The organism is Streptomyces sp. NPDC104581 (genome assembly GCF_055583685.1).
The window spans coordinates 26,816-47,175 of the sequence record NZ_JBVJNN010000037.1; the positions used below are offsets into that span (position 1 = coordinate 26,816).

The 20,360-nt window shown below is 72.0% G+C and carries 18 protein-coding genes; 10 read left to right on the top strand and 8 right to left on the bottom strand.

The features are described 5' to 3' along the window. The first annotated feature begins 13 nt into the window (after window positions 1–13). Window positions 14–619: a DJ-1/PfpI family protein gene (locus ACZ61E_RS25430; protein WP_469702176.1), complete on the top strand. Its 606-nt coding sequence runs from the start codon at window positions 14–16 to the stop codon at window positions 617–619. Window positions 620–671: 52 nt separating this feature from the next. On the opposite strand, the gene ACZ61E_RS25435 is transcribed toward ACZ61E_RS25430, so the two are convergent. From ACZ61E_RS25435 to ACZ61E_RS25450, 4 genes are all read right to left on the bottom strand, one after another. After that, window positions 672–1,616: an alpha/beta fold hydrolase gene (locus ACZ61E_RS25435; protein ID WP_469702177.1), complete on the bottom strand. Its 945-nt coding sequence runs from the start codon at window positions 1,614–1,616 to the stop codon at window positions 672–674. Between the two features lie 84 nt (window positions 1,617–1,700). After that, window positions 1,701–2,075: an MmcQ/YjbR family DNA-binding protein gene (locus ACZ61E_RS25440; protein ID WP_469702178.1), complete on the bottom strand. Its 375-nt coding sequence runs from the start codon at window positions 2,073–2,075 to the stop codon at window positions 1,701–1,703. Continuing rightward, window positions 2,068–2,739: a DNA polymerase ligase N-terminal domain-containing protein gene (locus ACZ61E_RS25445; RefSeq protein WP_469702179.1), complete on the bottom strand. Its 672-nt coding sequence runs from the start codon at window positions 2,737–2,739 to the stop codon at window positions 2,068–2,070. The genes ACZ61E_RS25440 and ACZ61E_RS25445 overlap by 8 nt, the downstream gene beginning before the upstream one ends. Window positions 2,740–2,760: 21 nt before the next feature. Next, window positions 2,761–3,225 (bottom strand): DUF5709 domain-containing protein, encoded by a 465-nt coding sequence (locus ACZ61E_RS25450; protein ID WP_469702180.1) that lies wholly within the window; start codon window positions 3,223–3,225, stop codon window positions 2,761–2,763. A gap of 271 nt (window positions 3,226–3,496) precedes the next feature. Between ACZ61E_RS25450 and ACZ61E_RS25455 the strand changes: the two genes are divergently transcribed. From ACZ61E_RS25455 to ACZ61E_RS25475, 5 genes are all read left to right on the top strand, one after another. Beyond that, complete coding sequence (locus ACZ61E_RS25455; protein ID WP_469702181.1) at window positions 3,497–3,985, top strand: hemerythrin domain-containing protein; 489 nt, start codon at window positions 3,497–3,499, stop codon at window positions 3,983–3,985. 317 nt (window positions 3,986–4,302) lie between these two features. After that, entirely contained in the window at window positions 4,303–5,130 is an 828-nt protein-coding gene (locus ACZ61E_RS25460; RefSeq protein ID WP_469702182.1) for a FadR/GntR family transcriptional regulator, read from the top strand. Then, window positions 5,127–5,927, top strand: coding sequence for a creatininase family protein (locus ACZ61E_RS25465; RefSeq protein WP_469702183.1), 801 nt, complete (start codon window positions 5,127–5,129; stop codon window positions 5,925–5,927). Before ACZ61E_RS25460 ends, ACZ61E_RS25465 begins: the two co-directional genes overlap by 4 nt. Window positions 5,928–6,121: 194 nt before the next feature. Beyond that, window positions 6,122–7,132, top strand: coding sequence for a CE1 family esterase (locus ACZ61E_RS25470; RefSeq protein WP_469702184.1), 1,011 nt, complete (start codon window positions 6,122–6,124; stop codon window positions 7,130–7,132). A 28-nt stretch (window positions 7,133–7,160) separates the two neighbouring features. Then, window positions 7,161–8,747 (top strand): AbgT family transporter, encoded by a 1,587-nt coding sequence (locus ACZ61E_RS25475; RefSeq protein ID WP_469702185.1) that lies wholly within the window; start codon window positions 7,161–7,163, stop codon window positions 8,745–8,747. A gap of 117 nt (window positions 8,748–8,864) precedes the next feature. Here the strand turns inward: ACZ61E_RS25475 and fusA are convergent, their stop codons facing one another. Further along, window positions 8,865–10,988: an elongation factor G gene (fusA, locus tag ACZ61E_RS25480; protein WP_469702186.1), complete on the bottom strand. Its 2,124-nt coding sequence runs from the start codon at window positions 10,986–10,988 to the stop codon at window positions 8,865–8,867. A gap of 413 nt (window positions 10,989–11,401) precedes the next feature. Here fusA and ACZ61E_RS25485 point away from each other — a divergent pair, with 413 nt between their 5' ends. The 4 genes from ACZ61E_RS25485 (at window position 11,402) to ACZ61E_RS25500 (ending at window position 15,167) form a co-directional block, all read left to right on the top strand. Continuing rightward, window positions 11,402–12,274 carry an SDR family oxidoreductase gene (locus tag ACZ61E_RS25485; RefSeq protein WP_469702187.1) on the top strand — a complete coding sequence of 291 codons (873 nt, stop codon included), beginning with the start codon at window positions 11,402–11,404 and terminating at the stop codon, window positions 12,272–12,274. Between the two features lie 95 nt (window positions 12,275–12,369). After that, window positions 12,370–12,741 carry a hypothetical protein gene (locus tag ACZ61E_RS25490; protein ID WP_469702188.1) on the top strand — a complete coding sequence of 124 codons (372 nt, stop codon included), beginning with the start codon at window positions 12,370–12,372 and terminating at the stop codon, window positions 12,739–12,741. 113 nt (window positions 12,742–12,854) lie between these two features. After that, window positions 12,855–13,136, top strand: a complete 282-nt coding sequence (locus ACZ61E_RS25495) for a hypothetical protein (protein ID WP_469702189.1) — start codon at window positions 12,855–12,857, stop codon at window positions 13,134–13,136. Between the two features lie 345 nt (window positions 13,137–13,481). Further along, window positions 13,482–15,167: a glycoside hydrolase family 99 protein gene (locus ACZ61E_RS25500; protein ID WP_469702190.1), complete on the top strand. Its 1,686-nt coding sequence runs from the start codon at window positions 13,482–13,484 to the stop codon at window positions 15,165–15,167. Between the two features lie 103 nt (window positions 15,168–15,270). On the opposite strand, the gene ACZ61E_RS25505 is transcribed toward ACZ61E_RS25500, so the two are convergent. From ACZ61E_RS25505 to ACZ61E_RS25515, 3 genes are all read right to left on the bottom strand, one after another. Further along, window positions 15,271–16,173: a hypothetical protein gene (locus tag ACZ61E_RS25505; protein WP_469702191.1), complete on the bottom strand. Its 903-nt coding sequence runs from the start codon at window positions 16,171–16,173 to the stop codon at window positions 15,271–15,273. After that, complete coding sequence (locus ACZ61E_RS25510) at window positions 16,170–17,180, bottom strand: SPFH domain-containing protein (protein ID WP_469702192.1); 1,011 nt, start codon at window positions 17,178–17,180, stop codon at window positions 16,170–16,172. The genes ACZ61E_RS25505 and ACZ61E_RS25510 overlap by 4 nt, the downstream gene beginning before the upstream one ends. A gap of 116 nt (window positions 17,181–17,296) precedes the next feature. Further along, window positions 17,297–20,323, bottom strand: coding sequence for a 3-keto-alpha-glucoside-1,2-lyase-like domain-containing protein (locus ACZ61E_RS25515; RefSeq protein ID WP_469702193.1), 3,027 nt, complete (start codon window positions 20,321–20,323; stop codon window positions 17,297–17,299). Between the last annotated feature and the right edge of the window lie 37 nt (window positions 20,324–20,360).

The following is a 20,360-nucleotide window of genomic DNA, read 5'->3' on the forward strand; positions in this document are numbered from 1 at the left end:
CGGAGGACCGCGCATGACCACCTACGGACTGCTCATCTTCGACGGCGCGGAGGAGCTGGACTTCGCCGGCCCCTGGGAGGTGTTCACCGTCTCCGCCATGCTGCGCGACCGGGCCGACACCGCCGTCCTCGTGGCGGAGCGCCCCGGCCCCGTCCGGTGCAACAAGGGCATGCGGGTCCTGCCCGACCACACATTCGGTGACTGCCCGCCCCTCGACGTGCTGCTCGTCCCCGGTGGCGGGGGCACCCGCCGCGAGGTCGACAACGTCACGCTGACACGGTGGATCGGCGTGACGGCCGCCGGGGCCGACTGGGTCACCGGTGTGTGCACCGGTTCGCTGCTGCTGCACGAGGCGGGCCCGGCGCGCGGCCGGCGCGTGGCCACCCACCACGGTTTCGAGGACGAGCTCCAGGCCCGGGGAGACATCACCGTCGTCCGCGACGCCCGCTATGTCGTGGACGGGAACCTGGTCACCAGCCAGGGCGTGTCCGCGGGCATCGACATGGCCCTGTGGCTGGTCGGCCGGCTCCACGGACGCGACCACGCCCGCGCGGTCCGCCGGTACATCCAGTACGAGCCCGCGCCGCCCTACCTCGCCGACGAGCCACTGCCGGGGTGACCCGGCGACTCCGCCACCGGCGTGCCGACTCGGCCCGTCCGCCGGCGATCTCTCAGTTCCGGTCCGTGTGGTGGAGTACGGCGGGAACAGCGATGTCCCACACCCTCGCCGGCGGCGCCTGGTGACCGACCCCGTCCAGGGCGGCCAGACGGGCGTCGGGGATGCCCTCGGCCAGCGCCCGCGCGTGGTCGAGGGGGAAGAGCGGATCCTCGGTGCCGTGCAGGACGAGGGTGGGCGCGGTCACCTCCGACAGCCGGACCGTGAGCGGCTCACCGTCGTCCGGGAGCGCCCAGTGGTTCTTCAGGGCCGCCTCGATGTCGGTGGTGCGGTCCACGATCCGGTCCGACGCCTCGCGTACCGCGTCCTCGTCGAACGGCGCCGAACCGGCGAAGAGCCGTTCGGCCTCGACCATGTACGCGATCACCGCCGCGCGGTCCGACCAGTCCGGCTCGGGGGCGGGATCGGCGAACGCCGCGCGCAGGGAGTCCGACGGGGGCGGCAGCTCCCGCTCGGTGGGACCCGCCGGGCTGGTGGAGACCAGGGTGAGCGTCACGACCCGCTCCGGATGCGCGACGGCCAGGCACTGCGCGAGACCTCCGCCCATGGAGATGCCCACCACATGGGCCCGTGCCACGCCGAGGACGTCGAGCACGCCCACGGCGTCCGCCAGCAGGGCCGAGAAGGTGTAGCCGGGGGCGCCCGCCGGGGAGTTGACGGACCGGCCGGTGTCCCGGTGGTCGTAGCGGACGACATGGCGCCCGCCGGCCGCGAGCCGGACGCAGAACCCCTCGTCCCAGCCGTCCATCGGACTTCCCGCGCCGCTGATCAGCAGGATCGCCGGGTCGGTGGGGCTGCCGAAGGTCTGGACGCACAGGGGCACGCCGTTGGCCTCGACCAGGCGCGCGGGACCGCCGGGCACCTCGCCACCGGGTACGGCGTGGCCGGCCGGACCGCCCCCGGCGGCGGGCCGGCCGGTGACGGCGTCATCGGGGATCATGCGGGGCTCCTGTGCTCGGTGGTTCTCACTGTCCCCGGTTCGGACCGGCGGACGCCCCGGAACTCATCGGCCGGCTCCGGCCGATCAGTGCTCGAACGACTCCGTGAGTTCGGCGGGCGCGGCCTGCTTCCAGGAGTCGACCAGGATGTCGTACAGCTCCTTCTCGTCCTCCAGAGCGGCCAACCGGGCCCGTACCCATGAGGAGTTGGCCTCGTGCGGCGGCACCCAGAACTTCTCCGGCTCCGCCGCGATCAGCTCCGTGCGCTCGAACTTGGGGCAGCGGACCGCGAACGACGTACCGTCGTCGGGCACCGTGACGAACATCCGCCCCTCGACGTGGAAGGTGGGGATGTTCCAGAGTTCCTTCTCCACGGTCCGCGGCAGGGACAGCGCGATACGGCGGACGTCCTCCGCGTCGAGGTCCGCGCCGAGGCCGGTGTCAGGGTCTGCGTCAAGCATGGTCGCCGCTTTCGGATCGGGGGACGCTGCTGCCTCCATGATCGGGCATGTTCCGCCCCGGCGTACCCCGCGCGACCTGGCTCAGTGTCCGTCCGGAGCGCGCGGAGCGGGCCCGCCGGGGATCGGGCGTGGCCGGACCCGAGCGGGTGCTGCCGGGGCCGGTCTTCCGCACCAGCAGCCATGCCTCGGCGGAGCCGTCCCGGCCGTCGCGGAAGCGGGTGAGCGCGTAGGCGCCGCGCAGCTTCGTACCGTCGAGGCGGAAGGACGCGTGGCCCCTGTCCAGGGCCGCGGCGAAGTCGGCGGCGCCGCCGCCGAGCGGCCGGTAGGTGCCCTGGTCCCAGACGATGACTGGGCCGGCGCCGTACTCGCCGCCGGCGATGACGCCCTCGTACTCGCGGTACTCCAGCGGATGGTCCTCGGTGGGCACCGCCAGGCGCCTGTCACCCGGGTCGGTGGACGGGCCGCGCGGCACCGCCCAGGACCTGAGTACGCCGTCCACCTCCAGCCGGAAGTCGAAGTGCAGCCGGCGCGCGTCATGGATCTGGACGACGAACGACGGTTCGCCGGCGGGACGCGCGGTCTCGCCGCGCGGCTCGTCCGTGGTGTCGAACCGGCGCTTGCGGTGATACCGCGCCAATCGGTCCGCGTCGTCCCTGTCCGCCACGTCGACTCCTCGGTGGCTGTCCTACGGCATGTCCTCGTCGGGCGAGACGTGCATGGCGGCCTCCTCGGCCGACGCCGCGCCCCCGTCGATCCCGACGTCGCGGGCCGACACGTGCGAGTGGCGGCGGGGCGCGATGTCGTCCACCGCCTCCAGTCGTCCCGCCCGTACGTCTCCGGCCTCCGGGTCCAGGGGCTCGCCCTCCCCGCCGGGCACGTCACCGACCTCGTCGCCCGGCTCCGGCCGCACGTCCGGGGCCTCCTGGGCGAGCCGCTGGTCCAGGGACTCGCCCTCGTGCTGCTCCTCGTCGGTGACTCCGTACTTGTCGACACCGAGAGGGCGCTCGGGCGGGGAGTATCCCTCGGTCATCATGTCGTCGAGGCCGCGTTCGTCCATCACGTTCTCCAGATCGAGATCGTCGGAGGGGCCGTTTCGCACGTCCGAGTTCTCGGGCTGGTAGACGTCGTCGCCTCGTGACTCGTCGGCCATGACTCGATCCTTTCCAGAAGGGGCTCCAGCGTGCGCGCTTCCGGAGCGTCGTCCGACGGCTCCGGGGCCCGCCCCCTGCGGGTGCCCGGCCCGGCTCTCGTACACCTGGCGGCGGGATTTCGGGCACCCGGCCAGGAACAGTACGAGAGATCTTCAGAATACGCCCCATATGTCCCCTGGGTGGTTCGGTGCTGGGGGGCCACGGATTGTGGGGGCGCGAGTGGGCACATGAGCGGGCACGAGGGGAACACGAGCCGACAGAGGGAGCCCCATGGAGACCGAGCACGACGTCGTGGCACTGATCCTCCGCGACCACCGGACGATGGAGGACCTGTTCCGCCGGATGCGCAGTGTGGAGGCGGACCGCGCCGCGGCGCTGCGCGAGTTCGCGGGGCTGCTGATCGCCCACGCCCGCGCCGAGGAGACGGAGGTCTACCCGGCCCTGCGGCGTTTCAAGAACATCGACGACGCCGAGGTCGAGCACGGCGAGGAGGAGCACGACGAGGGCAACGAGGCGCTGCTCGACCTCCTGGAGACCGACGAGGTCGGTTCGGAGGAGTGGGACGAGAAGCTGGAGAAGCTGGTCCAGGCGGTGACGCACCATCTCGACGAGGAGGAGCGGACCATCCTCAACGGCGCCCGTGAGAACGTCGGCGCCGAGCGCCGCGCCGAACTCGGCGTCGCCTTCACCGAGGAGCGGGCCAGGCAGCTGGCGGCGGACTGCGGCAGTGTCGAGAGCGTCCGCGAACAGGTCGGATGAGCCCCGGCGCGGCTTTCCGCGCAAGGGCGGCCCTCGCGCCGTGAAGCCTTCGGGGGAGCGTGTTCTTTACGGCGGTGGGGGGGGGGGGGGGGCCCCCCCCCCCCCCCCCCCCCCCCCCCGCCCCCCCCCCCCCCCCCCCCCACCCCCCCCCCCCCGTCCCCCCCCTCCCCTTGCCCCCTTCTCCCCCCCCCCACCACCGCTCTGGGATCACTCAGGGTGGCGAGGCCGCCACTGCCGCCGGGTCCGCCGTGGATCGTGGCCGATTGATGCCGTCCCGGCCATTGACACCCTCAGAGATCAAGTGATCTATTCACTTTATGAGTCGCAGTGAGCTGTCGTTGTCCGAGCGTCTGGCGGACAACATCGTCGAGATCATCCGTTCGGAACGCCTCGGTCACGGGGACGCGCTGGCGTCCTCCCGTGACCTCGCCCGCCGCTTCGGCGTCACCACACCCACGGTGCGCGAGGCCCTGCGCAGGCTGGAGGCCACCGGGGTGGTGGAGTTCCGGCACGGTTCCGGCACCTACGTGGGCCCGGGTATCGGGCGGCGGCTGATGGCCAACCCGCATCTGCCGCGCAGTACCCGCGCCTCCGTGCTGGAGCTGGTCGAGGCCCGGCTCGTGCTCGAACCGGCGGTCGCCGCCGCGGCGGCGACCGTGCGGATGGCCGAAGCCGTACGGGAGTTGGAGTCGGCCGCGGCCAACGCGCTGCACCCGCCGGAGGAATCACTGCGCCGCGCCGCGCACTTCCACGTGGCACTCGCGGCGGCCAGCGGCAACACCCTGCTCCGCGAGGCCGTCGAGGCGCTGCTCCAGGTCCGCGCCCACGACCAGGTGGAGATCCGGCACCGCTACAACGACCGGGCCCGGGACCACGCCGAGCACCTGGAGATCCTCGACGCGGTGCGGGACGGGGACGCGGCGGCGGCCGAGCGGCTGACCCGTACGCATCTGGTGGCGATCCGGGAGGCCGTCCTCGCCGCCGACTTCCCGGGGGACGAGCCGGAGACCGGTGGCGACGGCGGCCCGGACGGCGGCGCCGGCAACGGCCGTGATTCGCCGGCCACTTCGGCCGTCCCGGCCACTTCGGCCGTCCCGGCCACACCGGTCGCTTCGGCCACGCTCCAGGAAGGCGCACAGCAGTGAGCTCCGAACAGCCCCTCCCGACCCTCCCGCCGTCCGAACGGCCCACCCGGCTCGCCGAGATGACGACGGTCGAGGCGGCCGACGCCGTGACGTCGAGCCCGGTGGTGATCCTGCCGGCCGGCGCCTTCGAGCAGCACGGCCCGGGCATGCCCATGGCGACCGACACCCTCCGCGCGGAGGCGGTGTCGGACCTCGTGGCCGCCGAACTCGGCGGACGCGCGGTGATCGGCCCCTCCCTGCCCGTCGGGGTGTCCCCGCACCATCTGGCCTTCGCCGGCACGGTGACGCTCACCACCACGACGTTCGCCGCCGTCGTCCGGGAGTACGTCGACAGCCTGTACCGGCACGGCTGGCGGAAGATACTCGTCGTGACCGGTCACGGTGGCAACAACGCCACCCTGGGTACCGTCGCGCAGGACCTCCTCGTCAGCCGTCCCGACCTCCAGTTCGCGTGGACGCCGCTCACCGCACTGGCGCCCGACGCGGTGGCGGACATGCGTGTCGGCGAGGTGCACGGACACAGCGGCGAGGCCGAGACCGCACAGATGCTGCACCTCGCGCCCCATCTCGTGCGCACCGAACTGCTCGCCTCCGGACCGACGGCCACCGCCGACCTCGATCCGCTCTCCCGGCTCTCCCGGCGCGGCCATCCCGCGCTCACGGTGGGCTACGACCGCCTCAGCCCCAACGGCGTCCTCGGCGACCCGCGCCGTGCGACCGCCGCCGCCGGGCAGGCCGTGGTGGACACGGCCGTGTCCCGCATCGCCGCTTTCGTCAAGGAGTGGGTGGACGCCTGAGCGGGGCCGCCCCCAAGGCCCCCTCCCGCACCACCACTTCCCCGCGTGCCGCCCGCACCCCGCGGCGCACGCCCCTCACCCGTCACCGCTCCCCGCGCGCCGAAGCCCCGCGCGCGCCCGTTCCCCCGCACCCGCACCCCCGTCCCTCAGTGAGCCGTACGAGCCCGCGCGCCGTACGGCAGAAGGAGCCTGCGATGAAGCAGACCCCGTTCGGCGGCCGACGCCCCAACCGGCGTGCCCGCGCCCTGTTCCGTACCACCGTGGCCACGGCCGGACTCGTCCTCGTCGGCTCGGCACTGGCCCCCGTCACGGCGACGGCCGCCGCTCCCGCCGCCCGGCCCGCGTCCGCCGACGGCTGCCGGCAGCCCGCACCCCAGCAGCCGGGCACCAGCGAGTCGCGTACCGTCGCGAGCGGCGGGCTCTCCCGTACGTACCAGCTCCATCTGCCCGCCGACTACACCCCTCGGCACGACTGGCCCGTCGTGCTCGCCTTCCACGGCCGCGGCAACACCGGCGCCGGTACGGAGGAGTTCTCCGGCCTGTCCGGCCTGCCCGCGATCGTGGCGTACCCCAACGGCGTGATCGGCACCGGCGACGGCGACCGGCAGGCCTGGCAGGGCGCGCCGTACGCCGCGGCCGGCGTGGACGACGTCGCCTTCACCGGCGACCTGATCGACGAACTGCGGCGCACCCTCTGCGTGGACGAGCGCCGTGTGTACGCCACCGGCAAGTCCAACGGCGCCGGCCTCACCGGCCTGCTCGCCTGCCGCATGTCCGAGCGGATCGCCGCCATCGCCCCCGTGGCCGGGGCCTTCTACCCCGGGACCGGCGAGAACTGCCGCCCCTCGCGCCCCGTCCCCGTCATCGACTTCCACGGCACCGGCGACGTCACCATCCCCTACGCGGGCGACCCCGAGCGCGGACTGCCCGCGATCCCCGACTGGACCGCCGCCTGGGCCGACCGCAACGACTGCCGCTCGCGCCCCAGGACCAGCACGACCGAACCGGACATCACCACCACCCGGTACAGCGGCTGCGACCGCGGCGCCGAGGTGCGCCACGTCGCCGTCACCGACGGCGGGCACACCTGGCCCGGCGCCGACAGCTACAGCGGTGGGGGATACACCACGCAGACCATCGAGGCGCACGAGGTGATGTGGACGTTCCTGCGCCAGTACCGGACCCCGAGAGCCGTCGTCCGCTGACGCGGGAACCGAGTAAGGAGAACCGCTCATGAGCACCCCGACTCCCGCACCACCAGGCACGCCCGGCGCACCGGGCACCTCGGGCCAGACCCCCACCGAGCCCCGACTGCCCCTGATCATCCGCGCCATGGGCGTCATCGAACGCGCCGGCAACGCGCTTCCGCACCCCTTCTGGCTGTTCTGGATCCTGTCCGGGATCCTCGCCGTCGTCAGCGCCGTCCTCGCGGCGGCGGACGTCTCCGTGGTCTCACCGGCCGACGACAAGACCGTCGCCGTACAGAACCTCCTCAGCGGCGACGGACTCGCCATGGCGGTCTCGACGATGATCGAGAACTTCGCCACCTTCCCGCCGATGGCGACCATCGTCGTCGTCATCATGGGTGTCGCCGTCGCCGAACGCAGCGGATTCCTCGCCGCGCTGATGAAGGTCGGTGTCTCCCGCGTCCCCGCGTCATGGGTCGTGTTCGCGGTGGCGTTCGCGGGCACCGTCGCCCACGTCGCCTCCGCCGCCGCCTACATCATCCTCGTGCCGCTCGGCGGCCTGGCCTTCCGCGCGGTCGGCAAGTCACCGATCCTCGGCGTCGTCGTCGCCTACACCGCGATCGCCTCCGGGTACGACGCCAGCCCTTTGCCCACACCCAACGACGCCATCTTCGCGGGCATCACCACGGCCGCCGCGCAGATCGTCGGCGGTGACGACGCCTACGTCTCCCCGCTGAGCAACTGGTTCTTCAACATAGCCTCCTCGTTCCTGCTCGCCGTCGTGATCACGCTGGTGACCAAGTACGTGCTCAGCAAGCGGCCGGACCTGGACGCCGACCCGGACGCCGACCTGGACGACCTGGGACAGCTCAGCCTCTCGGAGCGGGAACGCTCCGCACTGCGCCGCGCCGTGTACACGCTGCTGGCCGCCGCCGTCGTGCTGACCGCGGCGCTCCTGCCCGCCTCGTCGCCGCTGCGCGGTGAGGGCGGCAGCATCGTGGAGTCACCGTTCCTCGACGGGATCGCGGCCGTCGTCGCCTTCCTCTTCGGCCTGGTGGGCATCGTCTACGGCACGCGTTCCGGTTCGATCGAGAAGGCCGCCGACGTCCCGAGGCTGATGGGCGAGGGCATCAAGCAGATGGCGCCCGTACTGGTGCTCTTCTTCGCGATCGCCCAGTTCCTCGCGTACTTCGACTGGACCCACATCGGTGACGTCCTCGCGGTCAGGGCCGCCGAGGCACTCCAGTCCAGCGGACTGCCCATCGTGGTCGTCTTCCTGATGATCCTGCTCCTGCTGACCCTGGTGAACGTGATGGTCACCAGCGGCTCGGCGATGTGGGCGCTGGCCGCGCCGGTCCTCGTCCCGATGCTCATGCTGGTGAGCGTGCCGGCGGAGACCACACAGGCGCTGTTCCGGATCGCGGACTCCGGCTCCACCGCCATCACACCGATGAGTCCCTACTTCCTGATGGCGCTCGGTTTCCTCCAGCGGTACCGCAAGAGCGCGGGCATCGGCACCCTCGCGTCGTACACGCTGCCGCTCGCCGTCACGATGACCGTCGCCTGGACGCTGCTGTTCCTGGCGTGGTGGGCGCTCGGCATCCCGCTCGGGCCGGGCGCGCCGGTGCGCTGACGACGCGCCGGAGCGGGTGGCCCCGCCCGTACGCGGGCGGGGCCACCGGGGGACACCACCGAAGCCGGCGGTGTCCCCCGGCCGCGCGCCGGGGCCGGAGTCCGGTCCGGTGCCCGGCTACGCGCCCGGTACCGGGGCCGGCGCCGGGGCGTAACCGGTCGGGCGGGCCGTGAACGTGCCCCGGCCCTGCGTCCGGCTGCGCAACCGCGTCGCGTAGCCGAAGAGTTCGGCCAGCGGCACGGTCGCGGTGACCACGGTCGTGCCGGCACGGGCGGCCGACCCCGAGACCCGGCCGCGCCTGGCCGCCAGATCGCCGAGCACCCCGCCGACGGCTTCGTCGGGGACCGTCACGGCGACCTCGGCCACCGGCTCCAGCAGCACCATCGCACCGGCCCGCAGCGCCTCGCGGAGCGCGAGCCGCCCGGCCGTGCGGAACGCCATCTCCGACGAGTCCTTGGAGTGCACGGCCCCGTCGGTCAGGGTGACCCGTACGCCCGTCACCGGATGACCGCCGAGCGGCCCCTCGGCGAGCGCGTCCCGGCAGCCGGCCTCGACCGCCCGGACGTACTCCTGGGGCACCCGCCCGCCCACGACCGTCGACCGGAACGCGAAGCCGGCCCCGTGGTCACGGGCGTCGGTGCCGGGGCCCGCGCCGGACCCGTCCGCCACCTCCAACGGCTCGGTGTCGATGACGACATGGGCGAACTGCCCGGCCCCGCCGTCCTGCTTGACGTGCCGGTACACCAGACCCGACACACCCCGCGCGACGGTCTCCCGGTAGGCCACCCTCGGCCTGCCGACGCCGATCTCCAGCCCGTGGGCGCGGCGGACCTTCTCCACCGCGACCTCCAGATGCAGCTCACCCATCCCCGACAGCACCGTCTGACCGGTCTCGGGATCGGTGCGGACCACCAGCGAGGGGTCCTCCTCGACCAGCCGTGCCAGCGCCGACACCAGCCGCCCGACATCGGTACGGCTGCGTGCCTCGACCGCCACGGAGACCACCGGATCGGCGGCGGCCGTGGGTTCGAGCACCAGCGGGGACGCCGGTGCGCACAGGGTGGCGCCCGCGCGGGCGGCCTTGACCCCGACCACCGCCACGATGTCCCCGGCCACCGCCCGGTCCACCTCCGCGTGGCGGTCCGCCCGGACCCGCAGGATCCGGCCGACGCGCTCGGTACGCCGCGTACCCACGTCCAGCACCGCCTCTCCCTTTCCGACCGACCCCGAGTACACGCGCAGAAACGTCAGCCGGCCCGTGGAGGTCGAGTTGACCTTGAACACCAGCGCCGCGAACGGGCCCGCCGGGTCGGCGGACCGCTCCTGGACCACGCCGCCGTGCGTCCCGCGCACCGCCGGTACGTCCAGCGGCGACGGCAGATAGGCGACAACGGCCTCCAGCAGCGGCTCGATCCCCCGGTTGCGGTACGCCGAACCGCACAGCACCACGACACCCTCCCCGGTACGGGTCAGATCACGCAGTGCGCGGACCAGCGTCCGCGCGCTGAGCGTCGACTCCGCGCAGAACTCCTCCAGCGCGAGCGGATGCAGCTCCGCCACCGCCTCCTCCAGCAGCCCGCGGCGCCGCAGCGCCTCCGCCACCAGTGCGTCGGGCACCGGGCCCTCCTCGCAGGAGTCCGTGTCACCGCCGGACCAGACGAGCGAGCGCATGCGGAGCAGATCCACCACGCCGGTGAAGCCGTCCTCCGTACCGATCGGCAACTGCACCACCAGCGGCGCCGGATGCAGCCGCTCCCGGATCGACTCGACGGCCGCGTCGAGATCGGCGCCCGCGCGGTCCAGCTTGTTGACGAACGCGATCCGGGGCACCCCGTGCCGGTCCGCCTGCCGCCACACCGACTCGCTCTGCGGCTCGACCCCGGCGACCGCGTCGAACACCGCGATCGCGCCGTCGAGGACGCGCAGCGAACGCTCCACCTCGTCGGCGAAGTCCACATGGCCCGGAGTGTCGATGAGGTTGATCCGGTGACCGTCCCAGGAGCAGCTCACGGCCGCGGCGAAGATGGTGATGCCGCGGTCGCGCTCCTGCGGGTCGAAGTCCGTGACGGTCGTGCCGTCATGGACCTCGCCACGCCTGTGGGTGGTGCCGGTGAGATAGAGGATCCGCTCGGTGACGGTGGTCTTGCCGGCGTCGACGTGGGCGAGAATGCCCAGGTTCCGGACGGCGTCGAGCGGATCGGTGAGGGGAGTGGTGGGGTGACGGTGCACGTCGGTACGCACGGCCCGAGCCTTTCGGGATGATCCATGGAAGAGGTCGTCGCGATTGCCGGACGAAGCCCGTGGCGCGGTGCGTGGTGAGTTGCCGGGGCCGGGCCCAACAAGACTGCTCACGCAGCGAGTTGACGGGAAATCAGACGTTCGTCACGGAGATCCGGTACCGGCCGCGCAGCCGGAGCCGGGCGCCGGGAGACACCAGGATCACCTCGTACCGTGCCGGGGGGACGACAACAGCGGTGCGGTGGCGCACGGCAGGTCTCCCCTCACTGGTCACGGTGCACGCCCGCGGTGTACGGCGCGCGAGTTCGTGGCGAGTGTACGAGCGACACCACGGGTGGGGCACCGGGTTTTCCCCGGCGGCTGGTATTCCTGCGGGGTACGGATCGACCGCCCGCCCCTCCCGTGTCAGGAGCACCATGCCGTTCCACCCGCCCGGCCCCCCGCCGGACACCGCCTTCGCCGTCACCGGATCCACCGGCCGCCTCGGCGGGCGCGTCGCCCGCCGGCTGGCCGCCGGCGGCGTCACGCAGACGCTGATCGCCCGTGACCCGGCCCGCGCCCCGCGACTGCCGGGCGCCACGGCTGTCCCCGGCGCCTACGGCGACCGCGACGACATCGTCCGCGCGCTGACGGGTGCGGGCCGTGGCGTGGACCGGGTCCTGATGGTGTCCGCCTCCGAGAGCGCCGACCGGCTGGACCAGCACCGCGCGTTCGTCGACGCCGCCGCCGAGGCCGGCGTCGGTCACCTCGTCTACATCTCCTTCTACGGAGCCGCGCCCGACGCCACGTTCACACTCGCCCGCGACCACTGGCACACCGAGCAGTACATCCGCGCCAGCGGCGTACCGTTCACCTTCCTGCGCGACAACCTGTACGCCGACTTCACGCCCGGCCTCGTCGGTGACGACGGTGTCATCCGCGGCCCGGCCGGCCGGGGGCGCGCCGCCGTCGTCGCCCAGGACGACATCGCCGACGCCGCCGTCAACGTGCTCACCCGCGCCCCCGAACACGTCGGCGCCACCTATGACCTGACCGGCCCGGAGGCCCTGACTTTCGACGAGATCGCCGCGGTCCTGACGACGGCCACCGGCCGCACGGTCACCTACCGGCCGGAATCCGTCGAGGAGGCGTATCTCTCCCGCGCCTCGTACGGCGCCCCCGACTGGCAGCTCGACGCCTGGGTCTCCACGTACACCGCTGTCGCGGCGGGCGAACTGGACGGGGTCGGCGACGGGGTCACCCGCTTGACGGGCCGCCCCGCGACGCCGCTCGCCGACGTCGTCCGCTGACGCGGTCCACCGACCGGTACGAGGGCCGGACGTGCCTCCCCGGCAGGCTGATTCCGAGCCTGTCGGGGAGGCGTGTCCGACCGCATAATGCGGCGATGAGGAACAACCGCGTCGTTCTCGGCCCCGGACCACCACTGGAGGAACGCGTCGGCGGGCTGGTCGAGGAGTGGATACGCGACGGCCGCGGCAGCGATCACCTGGTGACCGGCAAGGCGTTCTTCGCGCTGTACTCCTGGTACGGCAGGCGCTGGGCGGAGCACGACATCGGGTGGTCGGAGTACGTCGCCGCCTCGTACGACTTCATCGGCGGCAGGGAGGGCTGGGAGGCCATGCTCCGGGAGCGGGCCGAGTGCGAGGGCTGCCGGGACACCTACCGGCTGGAGAACATCGGCCTGTGCACCGGGTGCATGCGCTACACCTGCTACGCGTGCGGTGCCCACGGGGCGTGCGCGGGCGAGGTCGTCTGACGCGGCCCCGGCCTCGAACGCCCGCTCCGACGGTGACCTGAATCGGCCGCGGCCGGCGAGTGTGACGGCGACCGTGAGTGGGTAGCCGCGTTGTTTTCGGGTAGGCGAGGCGAATGACCACCTATCCGTTGACCGAGGAACAGGCAGGAATGCTGACCTGGGTGCGATGGGCGTACGCGGGTATGTCCGTGCTGGCCGTCGCGTGCCTCGTCTCCGCCCTGTGGGCGGGACACCCCGGTGAGCAGACGCTGCTGACCAGCACGGCCGGTGTCCTCGCGTTCCCCGTGCTCACGTTGCTGTCGTTCCGTCAACTTCACCGTCACCGCGTCGCGTTGGAAGAACTGCGGCGTCGGCAGGACCACTCGCGTCCGCCTCTTCCGCGGCAGTGGGCCTGACCCACCCTCTCGGGCGGCGGGGGTGCGGACCGTGCCGACCGTATCTCGCCGGACTGACCTTCCGCGCGCTGTCCCGCTGCCCTGTCGTGCGCCGTTGCGCCGTGCGCGGGCGTGCGGCAACGACAACTGCCAGGCCTGAGCGGGAATTTCGCTAGCCATGACAGTGCATGACGTGGTTCCGTCGCGAAATTTCAGCCTTCTGTCTTGCCGGTGGACTGTCATGTCCCTACGTTGTGGAGGGCCGCGGCGTGCGCCGGGACGCGTGCGCCGCGCGCCGCACCCGCATGCCGCCGCATGCCGCACTTCCCCGCACCTCCACACGCAGAGCCGATTGCGAGGAACCCCGTGGCCCTTTCCAGACGTACCGTCATCGCGTCCGCGATAGCCGGTGCCGGAGCGGCGGCAGGACTGGCCGCCCAGACCCGGACCGCACAGGCGGCGGCCTCACCGCCCGGAGACGTCGTCGGCAAGATCACCGTCGGCTACCAGGGCTGGTTCGCCTGCTCCGGTGACGGCGCGCCGATCAACGGCTGGTGGCACTGGTCGCAGAACTGGGGCCAGCCGCCGTCCCCCGGCAACACGGCGATCGTGAGCTGGCCCGACCTGAGCGACTACACCCGCACCTACCGGACCGCCTACCCGGCGCTCGGCAACGGACAGCCGGCCTCGCTGTTCTCCTCCTACGACCAGCAGACCGTCGACACGCACTTCTCCTGGATGCGCCAGTTCGGCATCGACACCGCCGCCCTCCAGCGCTTCAACCCCAACGGCGGCGAGGGCGCGACCCGCGACGCCATGGCGCTCAAGGTCCGCGGTGCCGCAGAGAAGTACGGGCGCAAGTTCTACGTCATGTACGACGCCACCGCGTGGACCGACATGCAGCCCGAGATGAAGGCGGACTGGCTCGCCAAGATGAAGGTGCTCACCGCGTCCCCCGCCTACGCCCGGCAGAACGGCAAACCGGTCGTCGGTATCTGGGGCTTCGGCTTCAACGAGCCCAACAAGACCTGGTCGGCGGCGGTCTGCCTCGATGTCGTCAACTGGTTCAAGGCGGACGGCTGTTACGTGATGGGCGGGGTGCCCACGCACTGGCGGCGCGGCATCGAGGACTCACGGCCCGGATATCTGGACGTGTACCACGCCTTCGACATGCTCTCGCCGTGGATGGTCGGCCGGATCGGGGACATCGCGGGCGCCGACAACTTCCACGCCAACGTCAACACGCCCGACCAGGCGCACTGCGACGCCCACGGGATCGACTACCAGCCGTGCGTCCTGCCCGGCGACCTCCAGTCGGGGCACCGCGCCCACGGCGACTTCATGTGGCGGCAGTTCTACAACATGTGCCGGATCGGCGTGCAGGGCATCTACATCTCGATGTTCGACGAGTTCAACGAGGGCAACCAGATCGCCAAGACCGCGGAGACCGCCGCGCACGTCCCGGCCGGGTCCGGGATCAGGGCGCTGGACGAGGACGGCACGGCCTGCTCGGCGGACTACTACCTGCGGCTCACGGGCGACGGCGGGCGGATGCTGAAGGGCGAGCTGGCACTGACCGCGACCCGCCCCACACCGCCGGTCGTGGGCGGTGGCGGCCCCAACCCGCCCACGGGCGACCTGGCGCTGCGCAGGCCGGTGAGCGCGAGCGGCCAGACACAGAACTACGGGCCCGGCAACGCCGTGGACGGCGACGGCCACAGCTACTGGGAGAGTGCCAACAACTCGTTCCCGCAGTGGATCCAGGTCGACCTCGGCTCCACCCTGCCGGTGCGACGGGTCGTCCTCTCGCTGCCGCCGAACCCCGCCTGGGCCACCCGCAGCCAGACGCTGTCCGTACTCGGCTCGACGAACGCGACCGGCTTCACGACGCTGAGCGCCCCGGCCGCCCGTGTCTTCGACCCGTCGAACGGGAACACGGTGACGGTCACCCTCGCCTCGCCGGCGTCCGTCCGCCACCTGCGGGTCCAGATCACCGCCAACACCGGCTGGCCGGCGGGCCAGCTCTCCGGTCTGGCCGTCTTCGCGGACTGAGCCGCCCCGCCCCGGGGCCCCGAGGACGACCTCGGGCCCCGGCCCTGGGTCGTGTCTGCAAAGTAGCGCCGTCCGTCGCCAGGCGGGACTTTGCAGACACGACCTAGCCCAGCAGGCGCAGGGTCGTCGGTGAGACGCCGACTTCGACCGTCTGACCCCACGTCAGGGTCAGCGCGTCCGACTCCATGCCGTCGCCGAAGGCGATCAGACGATCGGACTCGACGGTCAGGCGCAGCCGTTCGGCGGAGGTCAGTCCGCCCGACACGAGGGACGTTCCGGTCGTCGGGGAGGGCCATGCCTCCCGTACGAACCAGATCAGGGTGCGGTCGGCGGGGCCGGGCAGGGGGAGCGTGCTGGAGCGTTCGTGCCACAGCGAGCGAAGCCAGCCGGTGGCGCCCGTGCCCGTGCCGACGAGTACGCCGGACGACGCCTGCGCCTCGGGGGCGGGCGGCGCCTGGCCCGCGGTGCTCAGCCGGTAGCGCACCGTCTGGTGTCCCGGTGGCCCCAGACAGATCTCGTTGAGCGCGAGCAGCCGTTGGCTGTCGTCGGCCACCGCCTCCACCATGGTGAGTTCCTCGACACCGTGCCCCACGCTCACGGCCGCCTTGAGGAGGGCGCCCGCGTCGGCGGCGCGATGGCGGACCAGTACGCCCGGATTGCGTCCGGGGTCGGTGTCGACACCCACCACGGGCTGTCCGGTCAGGTACTTCGCGGCGTTCGCGACCAGACCGTCCTGACCGACCACCACCACGACGTCCTCCGGGCCGAAGAGGAAGCGGTCCAGGTCCGCGCGCTCGACCCGGCTCTGCCGCCACCGGTGCGGTACGGCCGCCGCCACGTCGCCGAGCGCGCGCAGCGTCCGGTGGTGCCGCTCGGCCACCTCGCGGATGTCCCGGCCGCGGGAGGAGAGGAAGAACGCGGCCTGGCCGTGGGTGCCGTGCCGGGCGAGCAACTCCTCGTACTCGGTGGTGCGGTGGACGAGCACCGCCCGCGGCGCGAGCGTCACGCCCGCTCCCCGTCCCGCCGTCCGAGCGTCGCCAGCAGACCGGTCAGCACATCGGGCGAGACGGTGACGCTGTCGACGCGGGGCAGATTCTCCGCGAGCCGGTCGACGGCCAGCGCGCGCAGCGTCGCCGCGTCCGCCTCGCCGTGCACCCGCAGCCACTGCGCCTGGGCCGCCGCCCGTGCCTCACCGGTCCGGCGGGCCGCCTCGGCGTCCGCGGTGGCCAGCCGGACCCGACGCTCCGCCTCGGCCTCCGTGCGTACGGCGTCGGCCGCCGCGCTCTCCTCGGCCTCGCGGCGGGCGTTGGTGCCGCGCTGCTCGACCAACTGCTCCTCCTGGCGGGCCAGTTCGATCTGGCTGGCGAGTTCGTTCTCGGCGATGGCGCGCTCCCGCTGCACGGCGACGGCGCGTCGTTCGTATGTCGCCCGGTCCGCCTCCTGCTGGATCTGCTCGCGCGCCGGTGTGCGCAGCGCGCGCTCCACCTCGGCCTCCGGCCGGACGGCGACGACCCGCACGGTCACCACCTCCAGCCCGGTGGCCGGCAGCCGGGGCTCGGCGGCGAGCCCGGCGTCGATCCGGTCGCGTACGGCGGCGACGCCGTCGGAGAGGGCGGCGGCCAGGGGCGTACGGGCCAGCACGTCCAGCGCGTGCTGCTGGGCCGTCCCGGTGAGCAGGGTCGAGATCTGTTCGAGCGGGGCGCCGCGCCAGGAGCCGGTGTCGGGGTCGAGGGAGAAGTCCAGCCGCGCGGAGGCGAGCGCGGGGTCGCTGATCCGGTACGTGACGGTCGCCTGGACGGTGACGTCCTGGAAGTCGGCGGTGCGGGCGTGGAAGGCCATCGCCAGTTCCCGGTCGTTGACCGGCACTTCGGAGAGCGCGGCGGACAGCGCACGGAACCAGAAGCTCAGCCCCGGACCGTCGTGGACGAGCCGGCCCCGCCGGTGGTGACGGATGTGGGCGGTGGGGGCGGAGCGGAGATGGCGCCGGCCGAGGCGCTTGGTGATGTCAGCCATGATGACCTCTTCTCGTCGTAATGACGATATCGAAGAACCCGTCATATCGTCAACATGACGAAAGCGCTGCGCCCTCCCCGACCGGGGGAGGGCGCAGCGGTGAGCGTCCGGACCGGCTAGGCCGTCGGCTCGATCCAGATGTTGCGGTAACGCACCTTGTTCCCGTGGTCCTGGAGCCGGATGGCGCCCGTGGCGGTGGACTCCGGAGCGCCGGCACCCGTCGGACCGTCGACGGCCACGTCGTCGTGGACGGTCTTGCCGTTCCACACCACGCTGATCCGGGCGTCCTCGGTCTTCTTCCCGTCGGCGCCGAAGCGGGCGGCACGGAACGTGATCTCGTACGTCTGCCATGTCTCGGGCGCCGTCGACGCGTTGAGATCCGCGGCCTTCTTCAGATAGATCGCCGCCGCGTCGTTGTCGGCCAGCGGCTCCTTGCCGAACGAGTCCAGGATCTGGACCTCGTAGCGGTCCTGGAGATACACCCCGCTGTTCCCGCGGTCCTGGCCGGTCACATCCGGCGGCAGTTGCGGCACCCGGAACTCGACGTGCAACTTGAAGTCCTTGAACGCCTGTTTGGTGCGGATGTCACCGCAGCAGACCTCCATCGCGCCGTCGTCGGCCAGCGGCCAGCGGACGTTGCTGCCATCGGTGTGCTGCCACTGCGACCGGTCCTTCCCGTCGAACAGCGTGATGCGGCTGTCCTTGGGATGGACGGTGATCAGGTCGAGATTGACATGACCGGTGTCACCGCTGTCGTAGCGGTACGCGATGGTGTTGGCGCCACGGCTCAGCGGCAGTGACTCGGTCACCGTCGCCCAGCCGTCCCACTTCCCGGTGCTCGGCAGGACCGTCTGTTTCATCTTGCGGCCGTTGAGATAGAGACTCACCGTCTTGTCGCCGACGAACGGATTCGGGCCGTTGGCATAGCGCAGCGCCACGTCGTACTTGCCCGCCCGCTCCGTCCGCACGTCGAACGTGGTGATGGCGCCCTGTTCGCCGTAACTGTCGACGAAACCGCCGCCCGAGTGGCCCGCGTGCTCGGTGTCGACCCGCGCACCGCCGGTCAGCGCGGCCTCCTCCGCCTCGTACAGCGTCTTCACCGGCTCATCGGCCCCGGCGAGCGAGTTGAGGGTGTACCAGGCCTCGGTGCTCCACAGCGTCTCGCCGCCCTCGGCGCTGAACGGCCGGGGCGAACGCACGTGCACCACGCGGTTGGACTTGAGTCCGTCGATGGCGAGGGTGACCTTCTTGCCGTCGGCGGAGACGGTGGCCGACCGGACCTCGAGCGTCTCCTCGTCGATCTTGGGGCCGCCGTAGTCGGGCGTCGGGGCGTAGTACCACTGCTCGACCTCGTAGCGGTCGACCAGTTCGGCGATGGTCTCGGCGGAGAGCGGCTTGGTGTACTCCAGCTCGAAGCCGCCCGGCTTCGCGCGCATCGCCAGGATGTCGAACGCGTCGTCGCCGTTGGGCGTCAGCTTCTGGAGGCCGTAGGAGAGCTTGCCCTCCTGGCCCCAGTTGCCGCCGGCGCCCAGACCGCCCGCGTAGATGGCACCGTCCGGGCCCATGCTGATGCGGTTGACTCCCGCTTCCAGGCCCTGGGTCATACGGAAGACGGCGCCCTGGTACTCGCCCTTGACCTTCTCCAGGTAGCCGCGCTGGAGACCGCCGTAGGTGACGTCACCGAAGACCATCTGTCCGGCGAACGGTCCCTCCTCCAACAGCAGCGGTGTGCTGGGGGAGTTGGCGATCTCGTTCTGCGGCAGCCACAGCACGGGCTTGGTGACCGGCTGGTTGTCGAACGGGCCGGCGGGGTTCGTGTAGTGGTTGAAGAAGCGGTCCTGCTTGATGTGCACGAGCTTCGACGAGGGCAGCCAGCCGCCCTGGTTGTCGGTCACGAAGATGTCGCCCTCGGGACCCCAGCCGATGCCGTTGGGGGTACGGAGGCCACCGGCGACGTAACCGACCTCGCCGGTCTCCTTGTTCACCTTGATGGTGGAGCCGCGGTTCTTGGCGGGCTGCGGGTCCGTGGTCGCCCCGCCGAGGTTGATCGAGACCGACAGGTTCAGATAGAAGAAGCCGTCCTTGTAGAGCAGCCCGAACGCGAACTCGTGGAAGTTCCCGCCGAACGGCCAGGTCGCGACCTTCCGGTAGGTGTCCGTGACGTCGTCGCCGTCCGTGTCCTGAAGCTCCGTCAGCTCGTCCTTCTGCGACACGTACAGCGAGCCGTCGACGTACTTGATGCCCTGCGGCTCCTTGAGGCCCTCGGCCACCTTCTTGGCCTTGACCTTCTCCGGCCCGGTGCTGCCCGTGACGTCACTGAGGAGGTAGACCTCGCCGGTCTCGTTGTCCGTGCCGCCCCAGGTGGTGACCGCGAGGCGGCCGTCGGGCAGCCAGTCCATCGCCGTGACCTGCGGCTCGAAGCCGCTGGGCCGCAGATCGGTGAGCGTGTAGTTGGGGTGCACGTCGGTCAGGGGCAGACCGTCGCCGGGGGAGTCCTTGACACCCTCGCACTCCTTGCGTCCGGGAGCCGTCACCCGTACGACGTCGGCGTCCGTGCTGAGCACGGAGTTGGGCACGACGGCGAAGCCGGAGGCGCCGGGGGGCTGCCAGGAGAGAGTGATGTTCTGACCGCCGGTACGGTCGAAGTGGTCGATACGCAGAGCGTGGTGACCTGCCGTCAGGGTGACGGCACCGTCCTTGGGGTCGGCGCCGTGCAGACCGTCGTGGTCGATGACGACCTTGTCGTCGATCAGCAGACGTGAGCCGTCGTCACTGGTCAGCCGGAACGTGTAGTCGCCGTCCTGCGGGACGTTTACGTTGCCGATGACCTGGGAGACGAAGTTGTCCCCGATCCCGCCGAAGTCCTCGGTCGACGACCAGTCGATCGTGGGCATCAGCTTGTCCACGTTCGGGGTCTGACCGGGTTTCAGGGTGCAGATTTTGTCCAGCGGCACCTGCACGTCGAAGACGCGCAGCGTGACGCCCGGCTCCTGCGGGGGGAGTTCGCGGGCGACGGGATCGGCCGCGACGGCGTCGGGGTCGGCGGCGGTGGCCGGGGTCGACACGAGTCCGGTGGTGAGGAACGAGACGGCGAGCAGGCTGAGCAGACATCTGCGCAGCCGGCGGCTCGGTCTTTGATCCATTCTTCCTCCTGGCACTTCGCGCACCGGGAAGAACACC

What these genes read in the sequence shown, in the direction of transcription:
- ACZ61E_RS25490 (WP_469702188.1), top strand. Translation starts at nt 12,370, where the DNA reads ATGAGGAACAACCGCGTCGTTCTCGGCCCCGGACCACCACTGGAGGAA.
- ACZ61E_RS25475 (WP_469702185.1), top strand. Translation starts at nt 7,161, where the DNA reads ATGAGCACCCCGACTCCCGCACCACCAGGCACGCCCGGCGCACCGGGC.
- ACZ61E_RS25510 (WP_469702192.1), bottom strand. Translation starts at nt 17,180, where the DNA reads ATGGCTGACATCACCAAGCGCCTCGGCCGGCGCCATCTCCGCTCCGCC.
- ACZ61E_RS25450 (WP_469702180.1), bottom strand. Translation starts at nt 3,225, where the DNA reads ATGGCCGACGAGTCACGAGGCGACGACGTCTACCAGCCCGAGAACTCG.
- ACZ61E_RS25485 (WP_469702187.1), top strand. Translation starts at nt 11,402, where the DNA reads ATGCCGTTCCACCCGCCCGGCCCCCCGCCGGACACCGCCTTCGCCGTC.
- ACZ61E_RS25515 (WP_469702193.1), bottom strand. Translation starts at nt 20,323, where the DNA reads ATGGATCAAAGACCGAGCCGCCGGCTGCGCAGATGTCTGCTCAGCCTG.
- ACZ61E_RS25495 (WP_469702189.1), top strand. Translation starts at nt 12,855, where the DNA reads ATGACCACCTATCCGTTGACCGAGGAACAGGCAGGAATGCTGACCTGG.
- ACZ61E_RS25435 (WP_469702177.1), bottom strand. Translation starts at nt 1,616, where the DNA reads ATGATCCCCGATGACGCCGTCACCGGCCGGCCCGCCGCCGGGGGCGGT.
- ACZ61E_RS25440 (WP_469702178.1), bottom strand. Translation starts at nt 2,075, where the DNA reads ATGCTTGACGCAGACCCTGACACCGGCCTCGGCGCGGACCTCGACGCG.
- ACZ61E_RS25470 (WP_469702184.1), top strand. Translation starts at nt 6,122, where the DNA reads ATGAAGCAGACCCCGTTCGGCGGCCGACGCCCCAACCGGCGTGCCCGC.
- ACZ61E_RS25460 (WP_469702182.1), top strand. Translation starts at nt 4,303, where the DNA reads ATGAGTCGCAGTGAGCTGTCGTTGTCCGAGCGTCTGGCGGACAACATC.
- ACZ61E_RS25455 (WP_469702181.1), top strand. Translation starts at nt 3,497, where the DNA reads ATGGAGACCGAGCACGACGTCGTGGCACTGATCCTCCGCGACCACCGG.
- ACZ61E_RS25430 (WP_469702176.1), top strand. Translation starts at nt 14, where the DNA reads ATGACCACCTACGGACTGCTCATCTTCGACGGCGCGGAGGAGCTGGAC.